Origin of the sequence: Sulfurimicrobium lacus (assembly GCF_011764585.1) — a bacterium.
Lineage (GTDB): Bacteria > Pseudomonadota > Gammaproteobacteria > Burkholderiales > Sulfuricellaceae > Sulfurimicrobium > Sulfurimicrobium lacus.
This window is the reverse complement of the sequence record NZ_AP022853.1, coordinates 2,966,085-2,983,578: the sequence shown is the minus strand read 5'-3', so window position 1 is coordinate 2,983,578 and position 17,494 is coordinate 2,966,085. Positions and strand designations below refer to the sequence as shown.

At 60.2% G+C, this 17,494-nt stretch carries 13 protein-coding genes; 5 read left to right on the top strand and 8 right to left on the bottom strand.

Going from position 1 to position 17,494, the window contains the following annotated elements; genetic code table 11:
- Positions 1-29: 29 nt before the first annotated feature.
- On the bottom strand, positions 30-590 hold the full coding sequence (locus SKTS_RS14420) for an LbetaH domain-containing protein (protein ID WP_173066460.1): 561 nt from the start codon (positions 588-590) through the stop codon (positions 30-32).
- Positions 587-2,374: a SulP family inorganic anion transporter gene (locus SKTS_RS14415; RefSeq protein ID WP_173066457.1), complete on the bottom strand. Its 1,788-nt coding sequence runs from the start codon at positions 2,372-2,374 to the stop codon at positions 587-589. Before SKTS_RS14415 ends, SKTS_RS14420 begins: the two co-directional genes overlap by 4 nt.
- A gap of 174 nt (positions 2,375-2,548) precedes the next feature.
- Between SKTS_RS14415 and SKTS_RS14410 the strand changes: the two genes are divergently transcribed.
- Positions 2,549-3,499 (top strand): chromate resistance protein ChrB domain-containing protein, encoded by a 951-nt coding sequence (locus SKTS_RS14410; RefSeq protein WP_244617350.1) that lies wholly within the window; start codon positions 2,549-2,551, stop codon positions 3,497-3,499.
- 21 nt (positions 3,500-3,520) lie between these two features.
- Here SKTS_RS14410 and SKTS_RS14405 read toward each other — a convergent pair whose 3' ends face one another.
- The 4 genes from SKTS_RS14405 to SKTS_RS14390 form a co-directional block, all read right to left on the bottom strand.
- Positions 3,521-5,320 carry a SulP family inorganic anion transporter gene (locus SKTS_RS14405; protein ID WP_173066454.1) on the bottom strand — a complete coding sequence of 600 codons (1,800 nt, stop codon included), beginning with the start codon at positions 5,318-5,320 and terminating at the stop codon, positions 3,521-3,523.
- Between the two features lie 50 nt (positions 5,321-5,370).
- On the bottom strand, positions 5,371-6,753 hold the full coding sequence (locus SKTS_RS14400) for a sigma-54-dependent transcriptional regulator (RefSeq protein ID WP_173066451.1): 1,383 nt from the start codon (positions 6,751-6,753) through the stop codon (positions 5,371-5,373).
- An 8-nt stretch (positions 6,754-6,761) separates the two neighbouring features.
- Entirely contained in the window at positions 6,762-8,267 is a 1,506-nt protein-coding gene (locus SKTS_RS14395) for a sensor histidine kinase (protein ID WP_173066448.1), read from the bottom strand.
- Positions 8,268-8,639: 372 nt separating this feature from the next.
- Complete coding sequence (locus tag SKTS_RS14390) at positions 8,640-8,933, bottom strand: hypothetical protein (protein WP_173066445.1); 294 nt, start codon at positions 8,931-8,933, stop codon at positions 8,640-8,642.
- Positions 8,934-9,101: 168 nt separating this feature from the next.
- Between SKTS_RS14390 and chrA the strand changes: the two genes are divergently transcribed.
- The gene (gene chrA, locus SKTS_RS14385) at positions 9,102-10,433 is read left to right on the top strand and encodes a chromate efflux transporter (RefSeq protein WP_173066442.1); all 1,332 of its coding nucleotides are present in this window, start codon (positions 9,102-9,104) and stop codon (positions 10,431-10,433) included.
- Positions 10,434-10,500: 67 nt separating this feature from the next.
- Here the strand turns inward: chrA and SKTS_RS14380 are convergent, their stop codons facing one another.
- A complete protein-coding gene (locus tag SKTS_RS14380; RefSeq protein ID WP_173066439.1) occupies positions 10,501-12,396 on the bottom strand; it encodes an HD domain-containing phosphohydrolase in 1,896 nt (631 codons plus the stop codon).
- 45 nt (positions 12,397-12,441) lie between these two features.
- Positions 12,442-13,986 (bottom strand): ATP-binding protein, encoded by a 1,545-nt coding sequence (locus SKTS_RS14375; RefSeq protein ID WP_173066436.1) that lies wholly within the window; start codon positions 13,984-13,986, stop codon positions 12,442-12,444.
- 292 nt (positions 13,987-14,278) lie between these two features.
- Here SKTS_RS14375 and SKTS_RS14370 point away from each other — a divergent pair, with 292 nt between their 5' ends.
- Genes SKTS_RS14370 through SKTS_RS14360 form a run of 3 tightly spaced genes read left to right on the top strand, consistent with a single transcriptional unit; the run spans position 14,279 to position 17,493 of the window.
- A complete protein-coding gene (locus SKTS_RS14370) occupies positions 14,279-14,512 on the top strand; it encodes a PP0621 family protein (protein WP_173066433.1) in 234 nt (77 codons plus the stop codon).
- A gap of 15 nt (positions 14,513-14,527) precedes the next feature.
- Entirely contained in the window at positions 14,528-16,141 is a 1,614-nt protein-coding gene (locus SKTS_RS14365; protein WP_173066430.1) for a two-component system sensor histidine kinase NtrB, read from the top strand.
- On the top strand, positions 16,138-17,493 hold the full coding sequence (locus tag SKTS_RS14360; protein ID WP_244617349.1) for a sigma-54-dependent transcriptional regulator: 1,356 nt from the start codon (positions 16,138-16,140) through the stop codon (positions 17,491-17,493). Before SKTS_RS14365 ends, SKTS_RS14360 begins: the two co-directional genes overlap by 4 nt.
- Position 17,494: the final 1 nt, after the last annotated feature.

Genomic DNA, 17,494 nt, shown 5'->3' with positions numbered 1-17,494 from the left:
AGGGAAAGGCGGTACGCGCGATGTTGCAGTTAAAACTCGTTCTGCAGTTTCTTGTATCCCTTGACCAGTTCGTGGTTGGCTTTCAATACCGATTCGGAGAAGTCGCTCGCCTGCGGCGAAACCTGTTCGATCTTGTTCAGTTCCTGGTTGGAATGCACGTTGGTGGTGGAGGGGATATGAAAGTTCTCGGGTACTGCGCAGTGTTCCACCACGGAGTTGTGCCGCACGACCGAGCCATTGCCGATCACGCAGTCGAACAGCACCGAGTTGAAGCCGATGAAGACGTTCTCCCCGACGACGCACGGGCCATGCACGATGGAGCGGTGGGCGATCGAGGTGTTGGTGCCGATCCTGACGAGACCGCCCGCCTTGGAGTGGATGACCACGCCGTCCTGGATATTGGAGTTGGCGCCGATGATGATCGGCTCCATCTCGCCGTGCTCGTTGACTTCATCGGCGCGAATGACGGCGTATGGCCCGATGAAAACATTTTCCTCTACGATGATCTTGCCGCAGAGAATCGCGGTGTTGTCGACATAGGCGGACTCATGGATGAGTGGCAGGTCGCCGCTCGGGTTCTTGCGGATCATGCCGTCCTCGCCTCGCCGTCGGGCAAATGGGTCTGGCACTCGGGGAAAATGCGGTATTTGCAGTTGCGGCAGATTTCCGGGTCGAGGGTGCTGTAAATCGGCTTGATCCAGTTCGACATGGCCGGGAAGAAACCGCCTTCGCCGATGTCGTCCAGCTTGTCGGATTTGCGCAGGAATTTGTAGATGGAATCCTTGCAGCGGTAGAAGTACAGACCGCCGCCCATCTTGCGCCGGCGACGCGCTTCCTGAGCGAGCATTTCCGCGCCAGCCACGTCGATGAAGTTGATGCCGCTGGCGACGATCATCACCGACTTCTGGTCCGGGTTGGATTCGTCGATCTGGGTCAGGCCGTTCTGCACGTAATCCACCGCGCCGAAAAACACCGCGCCGTTGATGCGCACGATGCGGAACTGCGGGCACTCGTGGTGGCCGTGCGCGTCCACGAAATGGTAGGCGCCTTCTTCCTTGGCCGGTACCACCGGGTCGATCGCCGGGCGCGAAACGCGGTACAGGTAGAGCGAAAGGGAGAGCAGGATGCCGAAGAAGATGCCCTCTTCCAGGTTGACCAGGGTGCCGAGCAGCGTAACCCACAGCACCACGGTTTCCGCCATGCTGGTCTTGCCGATGGAGCCGATGTGGTGGAAGTCGATCAGGCCCCATGCCACCAGGAACAGGATACCGGCCATGGCAGCATTGGGCAGGTAGGAAGCGAGCGGCGCTACCAGCAGCAGGATCAGTACCAGGAAAATCGAGGCATAAACCGTTGCCAGCGGGGTCTGTGCGCCCGAAGCGTAGTTGACGCCGCTGCGGTTGAAGGAGCCGCAGGAAGCGTAGCCGGAGAAAAAGCTGCCGACTATGTTGGCCAGACCCTGGCCGACGAACTCCTGGTTGCCATCGATGCGTTGCTCGGATTTGGTGGCAATGGCGCGTGAAATGGAAACTGCCTCGGTCAGTGCCAGCATGGTGACGACCAGCGCCGGGAAGACCACCTTGTGGATGGTGGCATAGGAAAAATCGGGTAGGAAGAACGGCGGCAGGCTGGCCGGCAGGGCACCCACCGTCTTGATCTTGGTGACTTCAACGCCGAATTCCAGGTTGATGAAATAAGCCAGCACGCTGCCCACCACCATGGCGACGATCATGTATGGGAACTTGGGGATGAACTTCTTGGCCAGAATGCCGGTTGCCAGCGTTACGGCGCCAACAGCGGTGACATAGGGGTTGATGTTGCCGAACTGCAGAACCAGTTGCTCGATCACCACGTGGAAGTGTGCGCCGCGCTCGATGGCAATGCCGAAGAAGTTCTTCACCTGGCTGGCGGCGATCAGCAAAGCCGCGCCGGCGGTAAAGCCGATCACCACTGTGTGGGAGATGAAGTTGACCAGCACCCCCATGCGCGCCAGTCCGAGGATTAGCTGGAACAGGCCGGTAAGGAAAGTCAGGGTCAGCACCATGCTGACGAACTGGGGCGAGCCCGGGTCGGCGAGGGGGCTCATGGCCGCAAACACGGCGATGGAAATGGCCGTGGTCGGGCCGGAAACCAGGTGCCAACTCGATCCGAACATGGCGGCGATGATGGCCGGCACCATGGCGGCATACAGGCCGTATTCGGGGGGCATGCCCGCGATGGTGGCGAAGGCCACGCCCTGCGGCAGCACGATCATCGCGCCGGTGATGCCGGCGATCAGGTCCGCCTTGTTGGAGGCCTTGTTGACCATGGGCCACCAACGCAGGAAGGGAAATATTTTGTAGAACAGGAGGGGGCAGCAGGACGGGTTCAGCACGGTATTTCCTACAAGAATTTGATTTGAGGCTTTCGAGACTTGTAATTATCGTTTTTTTTCAATGTTCTTGCAAGTGTTGCAGGGCCTTGATTTGCGAGGTTTAATGTTTTTTGTTGTTGATGTTGTAGTGACAATATAGTGTAATGATTGAAACAAATACAGGGGCGGGTCAGGATGCGGGCTTTCGGGACGGACAAATGGCTGGTCATCGTGTTGAGTCTGCCTACTTCGAACGCGACCGTGCGCACGCGCGTATGGCGCGCGCTCAAGGGGCTGGGGTGCGCGGTATTGCGTGATGGTGTCTATCTTCTGCCGGCCGGGCGCGGCCTGCGCCAGGCGCTCAGGATGTACGTGGAAGAGGTCAGGCAGGGAGGAGGCAGCGCTTTTCTGTTGAACGTCAGCAGTGCGGCGGGCGAGGAGCGCGCCGAATTTCAGGGGCTGTTCGACCGGCGTGCTGAATATCGCGAGGTCGCGGAAAAGATAGATGCGTTCAAGTCCGGCTTCGCCTCGCTGGACACGGTGGCGGGGCGCCGCCAGCTCAAGGCGCTGCGCCGCGACCTGGAAGCGATCACCGCGGTGGACTACTTTCCCGATTTGACCAAGGAAGAGGTGGAAGATCGGCTGGCCGAAGCGGAAACCCTGTTCTTTGCCAGCCTGTCGCCCGGCGAACGCCGCACGGTGTCCGGTGAAATCGTGCCGCGCGAGCGCGCCGCCTACCTGGGGCGCGTGTGGGCGACGCGCCGGCATGTGTGGGTCGATCGCCTGGCGAGCGCTTGGCTGGTGCGTCGTTTCGTCGATGCGGAGGCGCATTTCGTCTGGCTGGAAAATCCCGAGAACTGTCCCCCCGACGCTGTCGGATTCGACTTCGACGGTGCCGAATTCACCCATGTGGGCAAGCATGTCACGTTCGAGGTGCTGCTCGCCGCCTTCGGTCTGGACAAGGATCCGTTGCTGGGACGGATCGCTGCCGTCGTGCATTTTCTGGATGCCGGCGGCGCCGCAGTGGCAGAGGCGCCGGGCGTGGAAATGGTGCTGTCCGGTTTGCGCCGCCAGTGCGCCGACGACGATGCCCTGCTGGCGCGGGCGATGGGGGTTTTTGATTCGATGTATGCGGCCGGCGAATAAGCAGTTGGCCTGTCGGCGCACTTAGCGCCTCTCTCCGCCCGGAAGAACTTCCTGGCATTCCGGGAAAATCCTGGCCTTGCAGGTGCGGCAGATTTCCGGGTCGAGGGTTTCGTAGACCACCGGGATCACGTTCGATTTGGCTGGGAAGAAGCTGCTCTCGCCGATGTCCTTCAGGTAGTGTCCCTGCTTGAGGAAGTTGTACACCGGCTCCTTGAGGCGATAGAAATACAGTCCGCCCCCCATCTTGCGCCGGCGCTTGGCTTCCTGCGACAGCATTTCCGCCCCTGCCACGTCGACGAAATTGACGCCGCTGCCGACCACCAGAACCGTTTTCTGCTGCGGATTGATTTCGTCGATCTGTTGCAGGTTGCGCTGTACGTGGTCGACCGCGCCGAAAAAGATCGAGCCGTTGACGCGCACCATGCGGAATTGCGGGCATTCGGTGCGTCCCTTGAGGTCTTCGAAATGGTAGGCGCCTTCTTCGCCGGCAGGTATCACCGGCACGATGGCGGGCTGGGACGTGCGGGCGAGGTAGAGCATGAGCGACAGCATCACGCCGACGTAGATGGCGAATTCCAGTTCGACGAACAGGGTCGAGAGCAGCGTGGTGATCAGCACCGCGGTTTCCGCGCGGCTGGTGTGGAAAATGGAATGAATATGGTGGAAGTCGATCAGCCCCCATGCCACCAGGAACAGGATCGCCGCCATGGCGGGGATCGGCAGGTAGGCCGCGAGCGGGGCCACCAGGAGCAGGGTGGCGGCAAGGAACACGGCGGAGAATACCGCCGCCAGCGGGGTGCGTGCCCCGGCGGCGTAGTTCAGGCCACTGCGGTTGAAGGAGCCGCTTGAAGCATAGCCGGAGAACAGGCTGCCGAAGATGTTCGACAGTCCCTGGCCGATGAATTCCTGGTTGCCGTCGATGCGCTGTTCCGAGCGCACCGCCACGGCGCGGGCGATCGAAACTGCCTCGGTGAGCGCCAGCATGGTCACGGCCAGGGCGCTGGGCGCCATCTTCTTGATCGTTTCCAGCGACAGGTCGGGCAGGGAAAAAGGCGGCAAATGCGCAGGCAGGGCGCCGACGGTGCGGATGTGGGTGATGTCGTTGCCGAAATGGCCGTTCAGGCCGAGGGCGAACAGGCTGCCTATCAGCATGGCGGCGATCATGTAGGGAATCCATGGCCAGAACTTCTTCACCAGGATGCCCGACAGCAGCGTGACCAGCGCCACCGAGGTGACGTAAGGGTTGATCTCGCCGATCTGCAGCACCAACTGGTGGATGATCTCGTAGAAATGGGAGCCGCGCGGGATGTTGATGCCGAAGAAGTTCTTGATCTGGCTGGCGGCGATCAGCACCGCCGCGCCGGCGGTAAAGCCGATCACCACCGTGTGCGAAATGAAGTTGACCAGCACGCCCATGCGCGCCATGCCCATGATGAGCTGGAACACTCCGGTGAGGAAGGTCAGGGTCAGCACCAGGCTGATGAACTGCGCGCTGCCCGGCTCGGCGAGCGGACTGACCGAGGAGAATACGACAATGGAAATGGCAGTGGTCGGACCCGAAACCAGGTGCCAGCTGGACCCGAACAGCGCGCCGAATATGGCCGGAACCATCGCGGCATACAGGCCGTATTCCGGCGGCAGTCCGGCGATGGTGGCGAATGCCACGCCCTGAGGCAGCACGATGATGGCGCCGGTCAGGCCGGCAATCATGTCGGCGCGCGTGGTGTGCTTGTCCAGCATCGGCCACCAGCGCAGGAAGGGGAATATTTTATGGAGCCAGAGATTGCAGGCGAGTGCGCTTTTCAGCGAATTTTCAGACATGTTTCAATTTGAAACTATCCTGTTTTACTATGCATCACATACTACAGAATTCACGGGGTGCCATCAAGGAGCGTCCCATCGTCCATTTCGTAGCTTTTCAGCTTGCGCCACAGCGAAACACGGTTGATTCCCAGCATCTGCGCGGCGACGGTCTGGTTTCCTCCCGCCTCGTTGAGCACCCAGCGTATATAGGCTTTTTCCTGTGCTTCGAGGGAGGGGACGCGCCCCTCTTTTTTCCTGAACATCTGCGCGCTGGCTTCGCGCAGTTTCTCGGGCAGGTGCGCGAGTTCGATGGTTTGGCCGGTGTTGATCGCGACACCGCGCTCGATGATGTTTTCCAGTTCGCGCACGTTGCCGGGAAAGTCATGGTTTTCGAGCACCGAGATCGCTTCCGGAGAAATGTCGTTGACTTCCTTTTTCATCAGCACGGAGAACTTCTTGAGGAAGTAATAGCTGAGCGGGGCTACGTCTCCCTTGCGTTCGCACAGGGGCGGGATGTGCAGGTTCACGACGTTGAGGCGGAAGAACAGGTCCTGGCGCAACGAGCCGTCCCTGGTGACTGTCTCGATATCGCGGTTGGTCGCGGCGATATAGCGCGCGTCGGTCTTGACCGGCGCGGTGCCGCCCAGGTGCAGCACTTCGCGCTCCTGGATCACGCGCAGCAGTTTGACCTGCATCGCCGGCGACATTTCGGTGATCTCATCGAGAAACAGCGTGCCGCCCTGGGCCGATTCGATCAGCCCCTTCTTCAGCGTCAGCGCGCCGGTGAAAGCGCCTTTCTCATGTCCGAACAACTCGTTGGACAGCAGTTCCTCGCCGAACGCGCCGCAGTTTACCGCGACGAACGGCCCATCCGCGCGACCGCTGTTGTAGTGCAGGTAGCGCGCGAACAATTCCTTGCCCGTCCCGGATTCGCCGGTGATCAGCACATTGCAGTCGGTCGGCGCCACCTGCCGCGCCATTTCAAGCACCTTCAGCATGGCCGGGTCCTGGGTGATGATCTTGACCTTGCCTTCGTAACCTTCTATCTGCTCGCGCAACTGGCGGTTTTCGCGCTTCAGCAGATTCTTTTCCAGCGCTTCCCTGACCACCTTGCGCACGTCGTCCAGGCGGAAGGGCTTGGCGATATAAAAAAAAGCGCCGCTCTTCATGGCTTCCACCGCCGATTCCGGCGTTGCATGGCCGGTGATCATGATCACCTCGGTGTCCGGGCTGCGCTCGCGGCACTTTTTCAGCACCTGCATGCCGTCCACTTTTTCCATCCTGAGGTCGGTCAGCACCACGTCGAACGACTGGCTTTCGATCCAGCCCAGCGCGGTCGCGCCGCTCTGCGTTCCGGCCACGTCATAGCCTTCCTTGGTCATGACGTGAACCAGGTTCTTGAGGGCGATTTTCTCGTCCTCGACGATCAGCAGTCTTCCCTTGCTTTGCATGTTTTCCTTTAACCGTTTTCTTCGTCGATATGTTCCAGCGGCAGCCGGATATGGAACACGGTTCCCCGCCCGGCTTCGCTTTCCACGGAAATGCAGCCGTTATGCTCCTCGATGATTTCGTACACGATGAACAGGCCGAGTCCCATGCCGCGTCCGACATCCTTGGTGGTGAAAAACGGGTCGAAAATACGCGGCAGTATCTCGTCAGGAATGCCCGGTCCGTTGTCGCGGATTTCGATGTCGACCGCGTCGCCGCCATGGAAACACTTGCCGAGCGATTTTGCGCCCTCGTCGAGCAGGGACACGGCCGCTTCGCGGCTCAGGTGGCGCCGCGTGGCGCTGATGCGGATTTCGCCAGTGCCGCCCATCTCTTCCAGCGCATTCTTGATCAGGTTGAGGAAGGCCTGTTCGAGCCGCTGTCGGTCCGCCGGGAGTGCGATGTCGGCTGCAATCTCGGAGGTGATGCGCACGTCGGAGGGCGTTTCCCCACGGAGAAACAGGATGACCTCCTCGATCAGGGGCGCAAGCAGCACGTCTTCGCGCTTGACCGGCTTGTCGCGGGCAAAATCCAGCAGTGCGCGCACGATATTGCGTGCCCGCTCCGTCTGTTCCTCGATTTGCGCCAGCAACTCCTGGCGCCGCTCGGGGTCGTTTTCCTCGATTTCCTCCAACAGGATCTGAGCCGAGAGGGAAATGTTCGAGAGCGGATTGTTCAGTTCGTGCGCCACGCCCGCCAGCATGGTGCCGAGCGAGGCGAGCTTCTCGGAGCGCAGCAGCATCTTTTGGCGCAGTTCGAGCTCTCCCAGCATGTGATTGAAGGCCTGGGTGATGGCGATGATCTCGCTGTCTTCGGAGGGAGTGGTCAGCTTGTCCAGCCTGCCGCCGGAAACCGCCTCCACGCAGCTGTCCATGTGCTTGAGCGGGCGAACCACCATGCGCGACAGGGCCCAGCCTACCGCGATCATCAGCAGCGAGAGCAGGACGATCGAAGCCACCAGTATGGAGCGGAAGCGGTCCAGGGAGGCGCGTATCCTGCGCCTTTCCGTTCCCGCCATCTCTTCGGCGATGGTGACGACACCCTTGCCGGCTTTCCTGATCTGCGCTTCCAGCAACTCGCTTTGGCCCGTGTCGTCCGCGCCGCTCCTGGCATACTCCGCCATCAGTTCGCGGTAGGCGCGGACCTCGTTCTGCAGCGCTAAAATTCGCGGCGCCGAGGCGAGCTTGGCGAAATCCGCCGTGTTGTGCTCGATCAGGTCGATTACCTTTGCGGCATAGCGCTTGCTCTCTTGCAGGTCGGTATCCTGATGGTAAAGGAAGTAGTTCTTTTCGAATCGCCTGATTTCCAGCGTGGCGTCGAACAGGGCGGTAATGCGTTCGCCGAGTACGACCCTGTTGTCGATCACGCGCAGTTCGAGGAAGGTGAACAAGGAAAGGGCAACGATCAGCAGGGCCATGACGTAATAGCCCAGGTAGCCGAGCGTGATTTTCTGGCGGAGCGAGGACTGGAGCTTCATGTTTACCATGCTGCTACAAAATGTTGCATTACGCAACACTGGCGGACTGTGTTGAAACACCGGGAATTTATCGGATAGTGTATGGCAGGACAGGTGTCATGTTGTTTCTTAAGGGAATGGCGAGCGTGCGCATTGCAAAGTGCAACAGTTCGGTTTTTATCGCCGCTTGACGATATATATTTAATGTAATAAAAACATATGGCTACAATGAATCCATGTGATGGCATGGATAGTGCTACGTAACAGACAGAATTCAAAAAACTTATCTGTAACGGGGGCTATCATGAGCAACTTTTTAACCAGATTCAGGAATATGCTCAACGCCATTGCATACGCCGAGGCGGGCGATTTCGACGCGGTCAAGCAAATCCTTCAGGCCGAATATAAAAATTCCGTGGTCTCGGAGGACAAGGCTAACGAGGGAATTTCCGACGGTCGGTCGGCTCTTCCCGCGATGTGATCGGAGGGCTGAGCGCCCCCCGTTTTTTCTTCCATACCGTGTTCATCAACCCTGCGTGCTTCAGTGCGGCGCGGGGTTCGTCGCTTTTGACGCCATTGCTCTTCAGGCATGAAGGTGAACCGCCCCTCCCGGAATTTCAAGGTGACTCTTGCGTAGCCGGCGAGTTCGCTCTCGTTCGCAGGGCAGAGCGGCAGTTTCATGATCATGGATTCACATTCGCTGTGCCCGTAAAGGGCTGCAAAATCCTCTTTGCAATTCGTTCCTTCTCCATGTGTCGTTTCCAGCTATATTGGAAGGACGGTTGATTTTTGTCAGCCTGCCTCGGGAAAGGTTTTCGGCGGAATCCACAAGAATTTCAAAATTGGAGTGTAACGATGAGCGAGACCGACGATCTGGTGTGCCCGGCCTCTCCGACATTTTGGGAGGCATTCGTCTACTGGCTCAAGCTGGGTTTCCTCAGCTTCGGCGGCCCCGCCGGGCAGATTTCCATGATGCACCAGGACCTGGTGGAGAACCGGCGCTGGATTTCCGAACGCCGCTTCCTGCACGCGCTCAATTACGCCATGGTGCTGCCGGGGCCGGAAGCGCAACAGCTCGCCATCTACATCGGCTGGCTGATGCACCGCACCTGGGGCGGCATCGTCGCCGGCACGCTGTTCCTGCTGCCCTCGCTGTTCATTCTCTCCGCGCTGACCTATGTCTATCTGGCTTTCGGCAAACTGCAGTTGGTCCAGGGCGTGTTTGCCGGCATCAAGCCGGCGGTGGTGGCGATCGTGGTGTTCGCTGCCTGGCGCATCGGTTCACGGGCTTTGAAGAACAAGCTGCTGTGGGCCATGGCGGCGGTTTCCTTCATTGCCATCTTTGCGTTGGACGTTCCCTTCCCGGCCATCGTGCTGGCGGCGGGCGTGCTGGGGTTCATCGGCAGCAAGGTCGCGCCCGACAAGTTCAAGGTCGGCGGCGGCCACGGCGCATCCAGCACGCAATACGGCCCGGCCGTGATCGACGACGACACGCCGACACCCGAACACGCGAAATTCAAACTGTCGCGCCTGATCTTCATGACAGCCGCCTTTCTCGCCATCTGGGCGGCGGCGATGTGGCTGCTGATGGGGAGACCGGTGCTGCTGGACATGGGCGAATTCTTCACCAAGGCCGCGCTGGTCACTTTTGGTGGCGCTTACGCCGTGCTGCCCTACGTTTACCAGGGCGGCGTCGAACACTACCAGTGGCTCACCGGCCCGCAGATGATCGATGGCCTGGCGCTGGGCGAGACCACGCCCGGCCCACTCATCATGGTGGTGGCTTTCGTCGGTTTCATCGGCGGCTGGAGCAAGGAAATTTTCGGCCCGGAGAGTCTGTTGCTGGCGGGGTTCGCCGGGGCTTGTGTCGCCACCTTCTTCACCTTCCTGCCGGGCTACCTTTTCATCCTGGCCGGCGGCCCGCTGGTGGAAGCGACGCATGGCGACCTCAAGTTTACCGCGCCGCTGACCGGTATCACGGCGGCGGTGGTGGGGGTGATACTCAACCTGGCGCTGTTCTTCGGCTACCACGTGCTGTGGCCGAAGGGCTTTGACGGTCCGTTCGAGTGGTTCTTCGCCCTGATGTCCGTAGCGGCCTTCCTGGCCCTGTGGAAATACAAGCAGGACATCATGCGAGTCATCGGCGCCTGCGCCCTGGTGGGGCTGATTCATAGCTATGCCATTTAGCGCGAAACAGCACACGAGGAGTGGTGCATGAAAGTGCGACGATTCAACGGCTGAGCGCCGTAAAATTTCAACTGCCTAGCTGCGGCAATTGCATGTCGTTCGTCCTAATTACCCGGATGCAGGCTTCCACCACGGTCGGGTCGTAGCGGATGCCCTTGCCTTGTGAGATTTCTTCCAGCGCTGCCGTTATCCCCAGCGCGGGCCGGTAGGGACGGTGCGTGGTCATGGCTTCGACCACGTCGGCCACCGCGATGATGCGGGCCTCGATGATGATCGTTTCGTCCTTGCAGCCCTTGGGGTAGCCGCTGCCGTCCAGGCGCTCGTGGTGCTGTGCGATCATTTCCGCCACCGGCCAGGGAAATTCGATGCCCTGCACGATGTCAAATCCGGTTTCGGGGTGGCACTGGATCAGTTGGTACTCGGTTTTGGTGAGGGCTCCGGGTTTGGACAGGATTTCCGCCGGCACGGATATTTTGCCGATATCGTGGATCATGGCGCCGAAATACAGTCCTTCGATGACTTCTTCTTTCAGCCCCATTGCCCGGGCGATGCTCACGCAGAGCGCGGTCACCCGCTGCTGGTGGCCTGCGGTGTAGGGGTCGCGCATTTCCAGCGTGCGCGCAATGGCGGTCACCGTGTTCTTCATGGCATGGCTGAGCTGGGTGATGTAATGGTCCCTTTCACTGGTGGTGCGCAGGGCCTCGATGCCGTAGGCCAGGTCGGCGGCGAGTTCTTCCATGAGCCGCATTTCGTCGGCGTCGAAAGCGTCGGGCGTGGCCGAGAAAACCGTGATGACGCCATACAGGGTGCCGTCGTTGAGCAGCGGCAAAGCCAGGATGGAATTCACGCCCAACTGCTGCAGCTTGTCGAAGCTGTGTTCCGGCATGTCCAGCAGACGGTTGCGAGAGGTGGTGCGGCGCTCGCGCATGGCCATCACGGTCAGGCAATCGCGGGCGTGCTCGGGGTCGTGTTCCAGTTGCGCATGGCTTTGGAAGACATTTTCGTCGCCGAAATGCGCGACAACGATGGGCTGGTTCTCACGTTGTTCCCCCGGATAAACGACCCAGGCCAGCAGGTGGCCGCCGATTTGAACAATGTTGCGGCAGACCGCGCTCAATAAATCGCCCTCGCTTGCCGCGCGCACCAGATCCTCATTGCAGGCGCTGATGGTGCGCAGGACGCGGTTGAGGTTCTTGATCCGCGTCTCCCGCTCGATGCGCTCGCTCACGTCGTCATAGACGGCGACAACCTCACCGGATTCGAGCCGGTAGACATAATTTTCGCGCCAGCCGGAGATGCGGTCGTCCTGGTAATAGTTGTTGGAAAAATGCTCCGCTACGCCGCTGCGGCACACCCGCTGAAATACCTCCACGAAGCCCAGCTCACGCACGCCGGGAAAAACCTCCTCCACGCTGCGTCCGATGACGTCCTCGCGGCGCAGCAGGTCAATGCGCTCTGCGGCCCGGTTGACGGATTTGAAGACGAAGGTCTGGCAGGTTTCATCCGGCTCGTAGATGGCTACGCCGCTGGCCATGTTCTCGAACAGTTGGTGGTAACGCTCCTCGCTTTCGCGGTGCTGCAGACGCAGTTTTTTTTCCTCAAGGGCGCGCTGTACTGCCGAGGGCAGGCGCGCCAGGCGGTCCTTGATGATGTAATCGGTGGCGCCGTGCCTGATGCTGTCCACCGCGCGTTCCTCGCCCATGGCCCCGGTGACGAAAATGAAGGGGATCTCCGGATGCTTCTCGTGGACGATCTCCAGTGCGCCCAGACCGTCGAAGCCGGGAAGGTGATAGTCGGCCAGGATAATGTCCGGCTTGAAGTCGTCCAGGGCAGCGACAAATCCCACCTGCGACTCTACCCGCAAGGCGGTGAAGACGATCCCCGCCTTGCGCAGCACGCGTTCATTCAGCTCTGCATCGGTGGGGCTGTCTTCCAGCAGCAGAACGCGTAGCGACTTGTTCATGACGACAACTCGGCATCGGTGGGATTGCCCCCCGCCAGCAGGATATCAGGTGGGCTGTTTTGATCTGTTTTCAATCGCAATGTCCTTGTTGCATGGTCCCGGCGGCAGGGCGAACCAGAAGGTCGCTCCTTCCCCGGGTCTGCCTTCCGCCCATACGCGGCCGCCGTGCTTGACGATGAAGCGCTTGACGATAGCCAGGCCGACGCCGGTGCCCTCGAATTCATCCATGCCGTGCAGCCGCTGGAACAGACCGAACAGCTTGCCGACATAGTCCATGTCGAATCCGGCGCCATTATCCCTGACGTAAAAGGCATTTTCCGTGCTCGAAGCCTCGCAACCAAGTTCAATCACCGCAGGTTCGCGCCCGCGGGTGAATTTTACCGCATTGGACAGCAGGTTCTGCAATACCTGGCGCATGGCGGCCAGGTCGCCGCAAGCCTTGGGCAGGTCGCTCAGGCGGAACTCGATGGCGCGCCCTGTCCGCTGGGGCTCGAGAGCTTGCCAGACTTCCTGTGCCAGGGCATTCATGTCGATTCGTGCTGCCTGCGGCTCCAGACGGCTTGCGCGGGAAAAGGCCAGGATGTCGTCGATCAGCTGCCCCATTTTTTTTGCATTGTCGCCCACCACCCGGAACAGGCGCTTGCCTTCATCGTCCAGCAATGGGGCATAGTCTTCCTGCAGGATGGCGGCGAAGCCGTCTATGGCTCGCAGCGGCGCACGCAGGTCGTGGGACACGGAGTAGCTGAAGCTTTCCAGATCGGCGTTGGCAGTTACCAGTTGGGCGGTGCGCTCCCTGACCCGTGTTTCCAGTTCCTCATTGAGTTGGCGCAAGGCTTTTGCCGCTTTCTCGCGATCGTTGGACAGGTGGCGGTCGCGCCGGTATGCAAATCCCAATCCCGCCATGCCAATCAGCCAGATCGTGCCGTGGGACAGTGCCAGGCTGGTGCTGAACTCATGCTCGCGTGCCAGGTATGGTTCGAGCGGAACGGCCGTTGCGATGCCGCCGCGGATGTCGCCCACCTTGTAGCCTTGCTGCGCATGGCACTTCATGCAACCCTGTTCCACGAAGAAGGGGCGCATCATTCGCAGGTAAGGGTAACCTTCGATTTGCTGAACTTCCATCAATTCCCGTCCGCCCTGCTCAAAGCTGCGCAGTGCCTTGCTTTCCCATGTGTCCGGCGCGTTTTTAGGGTTGAGAGGTTTAAGGCTGGTGATGTGGCTCCTGGTGCCGTAATCGTCGGGAAAATCGTTTTGCATCTGCCGCAGCATGTAGGCGGGGTTCATCAGGGTCAGCGCCTTGCCCTTGGTGGTGAGAACATCCCGGTCGGGTATCTCGAGATAGGGGTTGGGCGGGGTGTGCTGGTCAGGCTGGACGTAGACGCCGCCGTGGGAAGTTGCCCATTTGCGGAAGCTCATGTCCTTGTTGATGTTTGACAGGGCTGCAACTGCGGCGACGCCCAGGGTGTTTTGACTTTTCAGGTGCAGATTCCAGGCCAGCGATCCGCCCACCAGCACGCTCCAGATGGCGGCGAGAACGGCGTACCTGTGCGGCCAGGAAGTGTGGGAGAAATCGGGAATGTCGGCTTGCATGTGCCTCCTTGCCACGAGCCCGTCGTGCAGGTACAAATTCCACTCACTGTCGGTTCGCTTGCGAGGTTTCGGACGTCGCTGCATTTACGGGGTTACCCAGGCAATATGGAGCTATTCCAGATCTAAATCAACCCGCTGCTGCATTATGTTCTTGATGCTCATCATTGCTATGTTATTTAACTAAAAAAAAGATTTTTTCTGGCTTCATCTCTCACCTCTCCGGTTTGTATGGACAACTCATAACCGTGGTCCGATAATTCCTGCATGTCCATTTTCAACGCGGGTGATTTACTTGATTAAGCTTTTGCTGCTGGCGGCGGTTGTCTGGTTGATTTACTCCATCCTGAAGAATTACGCCAGGAGCGTTGACCGCGATGAGACTGACGTGCCGGCCACCCCCGAGCAAGAGGATATGGTGCGCTGCGCCCAGTGCGGGGTGCACCTGCCGAAAAGTGAAAGCATTCTTTCCCGCGGGGAGTTCTATTGCAGCGAAGAGCACCGCCGCCAGCATCAGGGTAATTCTTAGGGCTCGCTGATGGCGATGATGAGGAAAATCCTCGCGCCTTTCCTGACCGATCTCAAGCGCACGGTTTCTCCGCCCGAGCCTTACTGGCGCTCGCTGCATTATTTCAATCTTTATCGCCTCATCGTCAGCGGCTTCTTCGTTGTCAGCTTCCTCGTACTGGATAGAATCCCGGTGTACGGCGCGGACGACCCGCGCCTGTTTTTCGGCGTCAGCGTCGTTTATGTTTTTTTCGCCATTCTCATGGCTATAGCCGTCAGGGTCAGATGGCCTGCATTCATCATGCAATTGAGTGTTCAGAGCATCGGCGATGCGGCTTTCATCGTGCTGCTGATGCATGCCAGCGGCGGCGTGAAGAGCGGCATCGGCATGTTGCTGGTGGTGTCGCTGGCGGCGAGCAGCCTGATCAGCAAGGGACGGCAGGCGATGTTTTTTGCTGCCGTTGCCGCGATCGCCGTGTTGCTGGAGCAGAGTTTCCGGCTGTTCGTGCTGGACGTGAAGGAAGATTATTTTCAGGCGGCGATGCTGGGCATGGGCTTCTTCGCCACGGCCGGCCTGGGGTATTACCTCGCCAAGCAGGTGGTGGCGAGCGAGCGCCTGGTCGAGCAGAAAAGCATCGATCTGGAGAATCTGGCCCAGGTCAACGAACTGGTGATCCACGAGATGCAGGACGGGGTGCTGGTAGTGGACGGAATAGGGCGGGTGCGCACTCACAATGCGCGCTGCGAAGGATTGCTTGGGCCGCCGCCCAGGATCTGGAGCGACCTGCGCCTCAACGATTATGCCCCGGCGCTGGCGGAGCGAATGACGCGCTGGAACAATGATCGCAATACGATCTTCCCTCCCATGCGCGTGCGGGTGACCGGCAAGGAGGTCAGTACCCGCTTCAGCCCGATCGATGCCGGCAGCGATGTGGGCGCGGTGATTTTTCTCGAAGATGTCAGCCTGCAGCAGGCCCAGGCGCAGCAGATCAAGCTGGCGGCGCTGGGCCGGCTCACCGCCAACATCGCGCACGAAATCCGCAACCCGCTTTCCGCCATCGGGCACGCCACCCAACTGCTGCAGGAGGAGGAGCACGACAAGACCGAAGTGCGCCTGCTGCAGATCATCCGCGACAACACCCTGCGTCTCGACCGCATCGTGCAGGACGTGCTGCAGCTCAACCGCCGCGACCGGGCGCAGCGCGAGACCATCCAGCCGGAAGTCTTCCTGCGCGCCTTCATCGAGCAGATCTGCCTGGCGGAAAAAATTCCCGCGCGCGGCATTTCGCTGGAAATGGAGAGCGCTCAGGCGATATGCTTCGATCGCGCCCACCTGCATCAGGTATTGTGGAACCTGTGCGTCAATGCCTGGCGCCACAGTCGGCAGGCTGAAGGCAGCATACGAATCTACGTGTCCGCGGCGCATCTGGAAAATGTGGTGCAGATCGATGTGATCGACGACGGTCCCGGCGTGGACAAGGCGTTGGTCGCGCAGCTGTTCGAGCCGTTCTTCACCACCTTCAGCGGCGGAACCGGTTTGGGCCTGTATATTGCGCGCGAGATTTGCGAAGCCAACGGCGCCAGCCTGGATTACATCGAAGTCGCACCCGGCGGCCAGTTCAGAATCTGTTGTAAAGGAGGTTCCTGTTGAAACGTGCGAGAGGCAATGCGGCAAATTTTCTTGCCCTGATCGTGGATGACGAAGCCGACATCCTTGAGTTGCTCGAACTTACCTTGTTGAAAATGGGCCTGGAGGTGGAGCGTGCCTCCACGGTCCAGGCTGCGCTCAAGCTCGTGGAGGAAAAGCAGTTCGATCTATGCCTCACCGACATGCGCCTGCCCGACGGCGAGGGACTGGAACTGGTGCGCTACATCGGTGCCAATTGCCCCGATCTGCCGGTGGCGGTGATTACCGCGCACGGCAGCACCGAGAACGCGGTAGCCGCCCTGAAGGCGGGCGCCTTCGACTACCTGGCCAAGCCGGTGTCTCTCGAACAGCTGCGCGCGGTAGTGAAATCGGCGCTCAAGCTGCCGTCGGCGCCGGAGCCGACGGCGGAGCAAGGCTACGTGCTGCTCGGCCAGTCTCCCGCCATGGAACAGGTGCGCGGCCTGATCGACAAGCTGGCGCGCAGCCAGGCGCCGGTCTATGTGAGCGGCGAGTCGGGCAGCGGCAAGGAACTGGCGGCGCGCCTGATACACGAAAAGAGCGCGCGGCGCGAAAAACCCTTCGTGCCGGTGAACTGCGGCGCGATTCCGGAAAACCTCATGGAAAGCGAATTTTTCGGTTACCGCAAGGGCGCCTTCACCGGCGCGGAGCAGGACCGCGACGGATTTTTCCAGGCGGCCAACGGCGGCACCCTGTTTCTCGACGAAGTGGCCGATCTGCCCTTGGCCATGCAGGTCAAGCTGCTGCGGGTTATCCAGGAGAAGAAAGTGCGCAAGGTGGGCGCCACGCAGGAAGAGCCGGTGGACGTGCGCATTATCAGCGCGACCCACCAGAAGCTGGCTGATTGCGTGGAGCACGGAAAATTCCGCCAGGACCTCTATTACCGCCTCAACGTGATCGAGCTCAAGATGCCCGCTTTGCGCGAAATGCGCGATGACGTGCCGCTCATCGCCGGCAATATCCTGGCCAGGCTGGCGCGCCAGGCCGGTGCTGCGCTGCCGGAGTTTTCTGCGGCGGGGGTGGAGGCGTTGCAACAATACGACTTCCCCGGCAATGTGCGGGAACTGGAAAACATCCTGGAGCGCACGCTGGCTCTGTGCGGCGGCAGCCGGATCGAGATGGACGACCTGCACCTGACCGAGCCGGAGAACGACGGCCCCGCCATTTACGAACCGGGCGCCAAATGGCCGCTGCCGGATTATCTCGACCGGGTGGAGAAGGAAGCGTTGCAGGAGGCGCTGGAAAAAACCCGTTACAACAAGACCGCGGCGGCGAAGCTGCTGGGGATTACCTTCCGGGCGTTGAGATACCGGCTGGCGCGCTTAGGCATTGATTAGG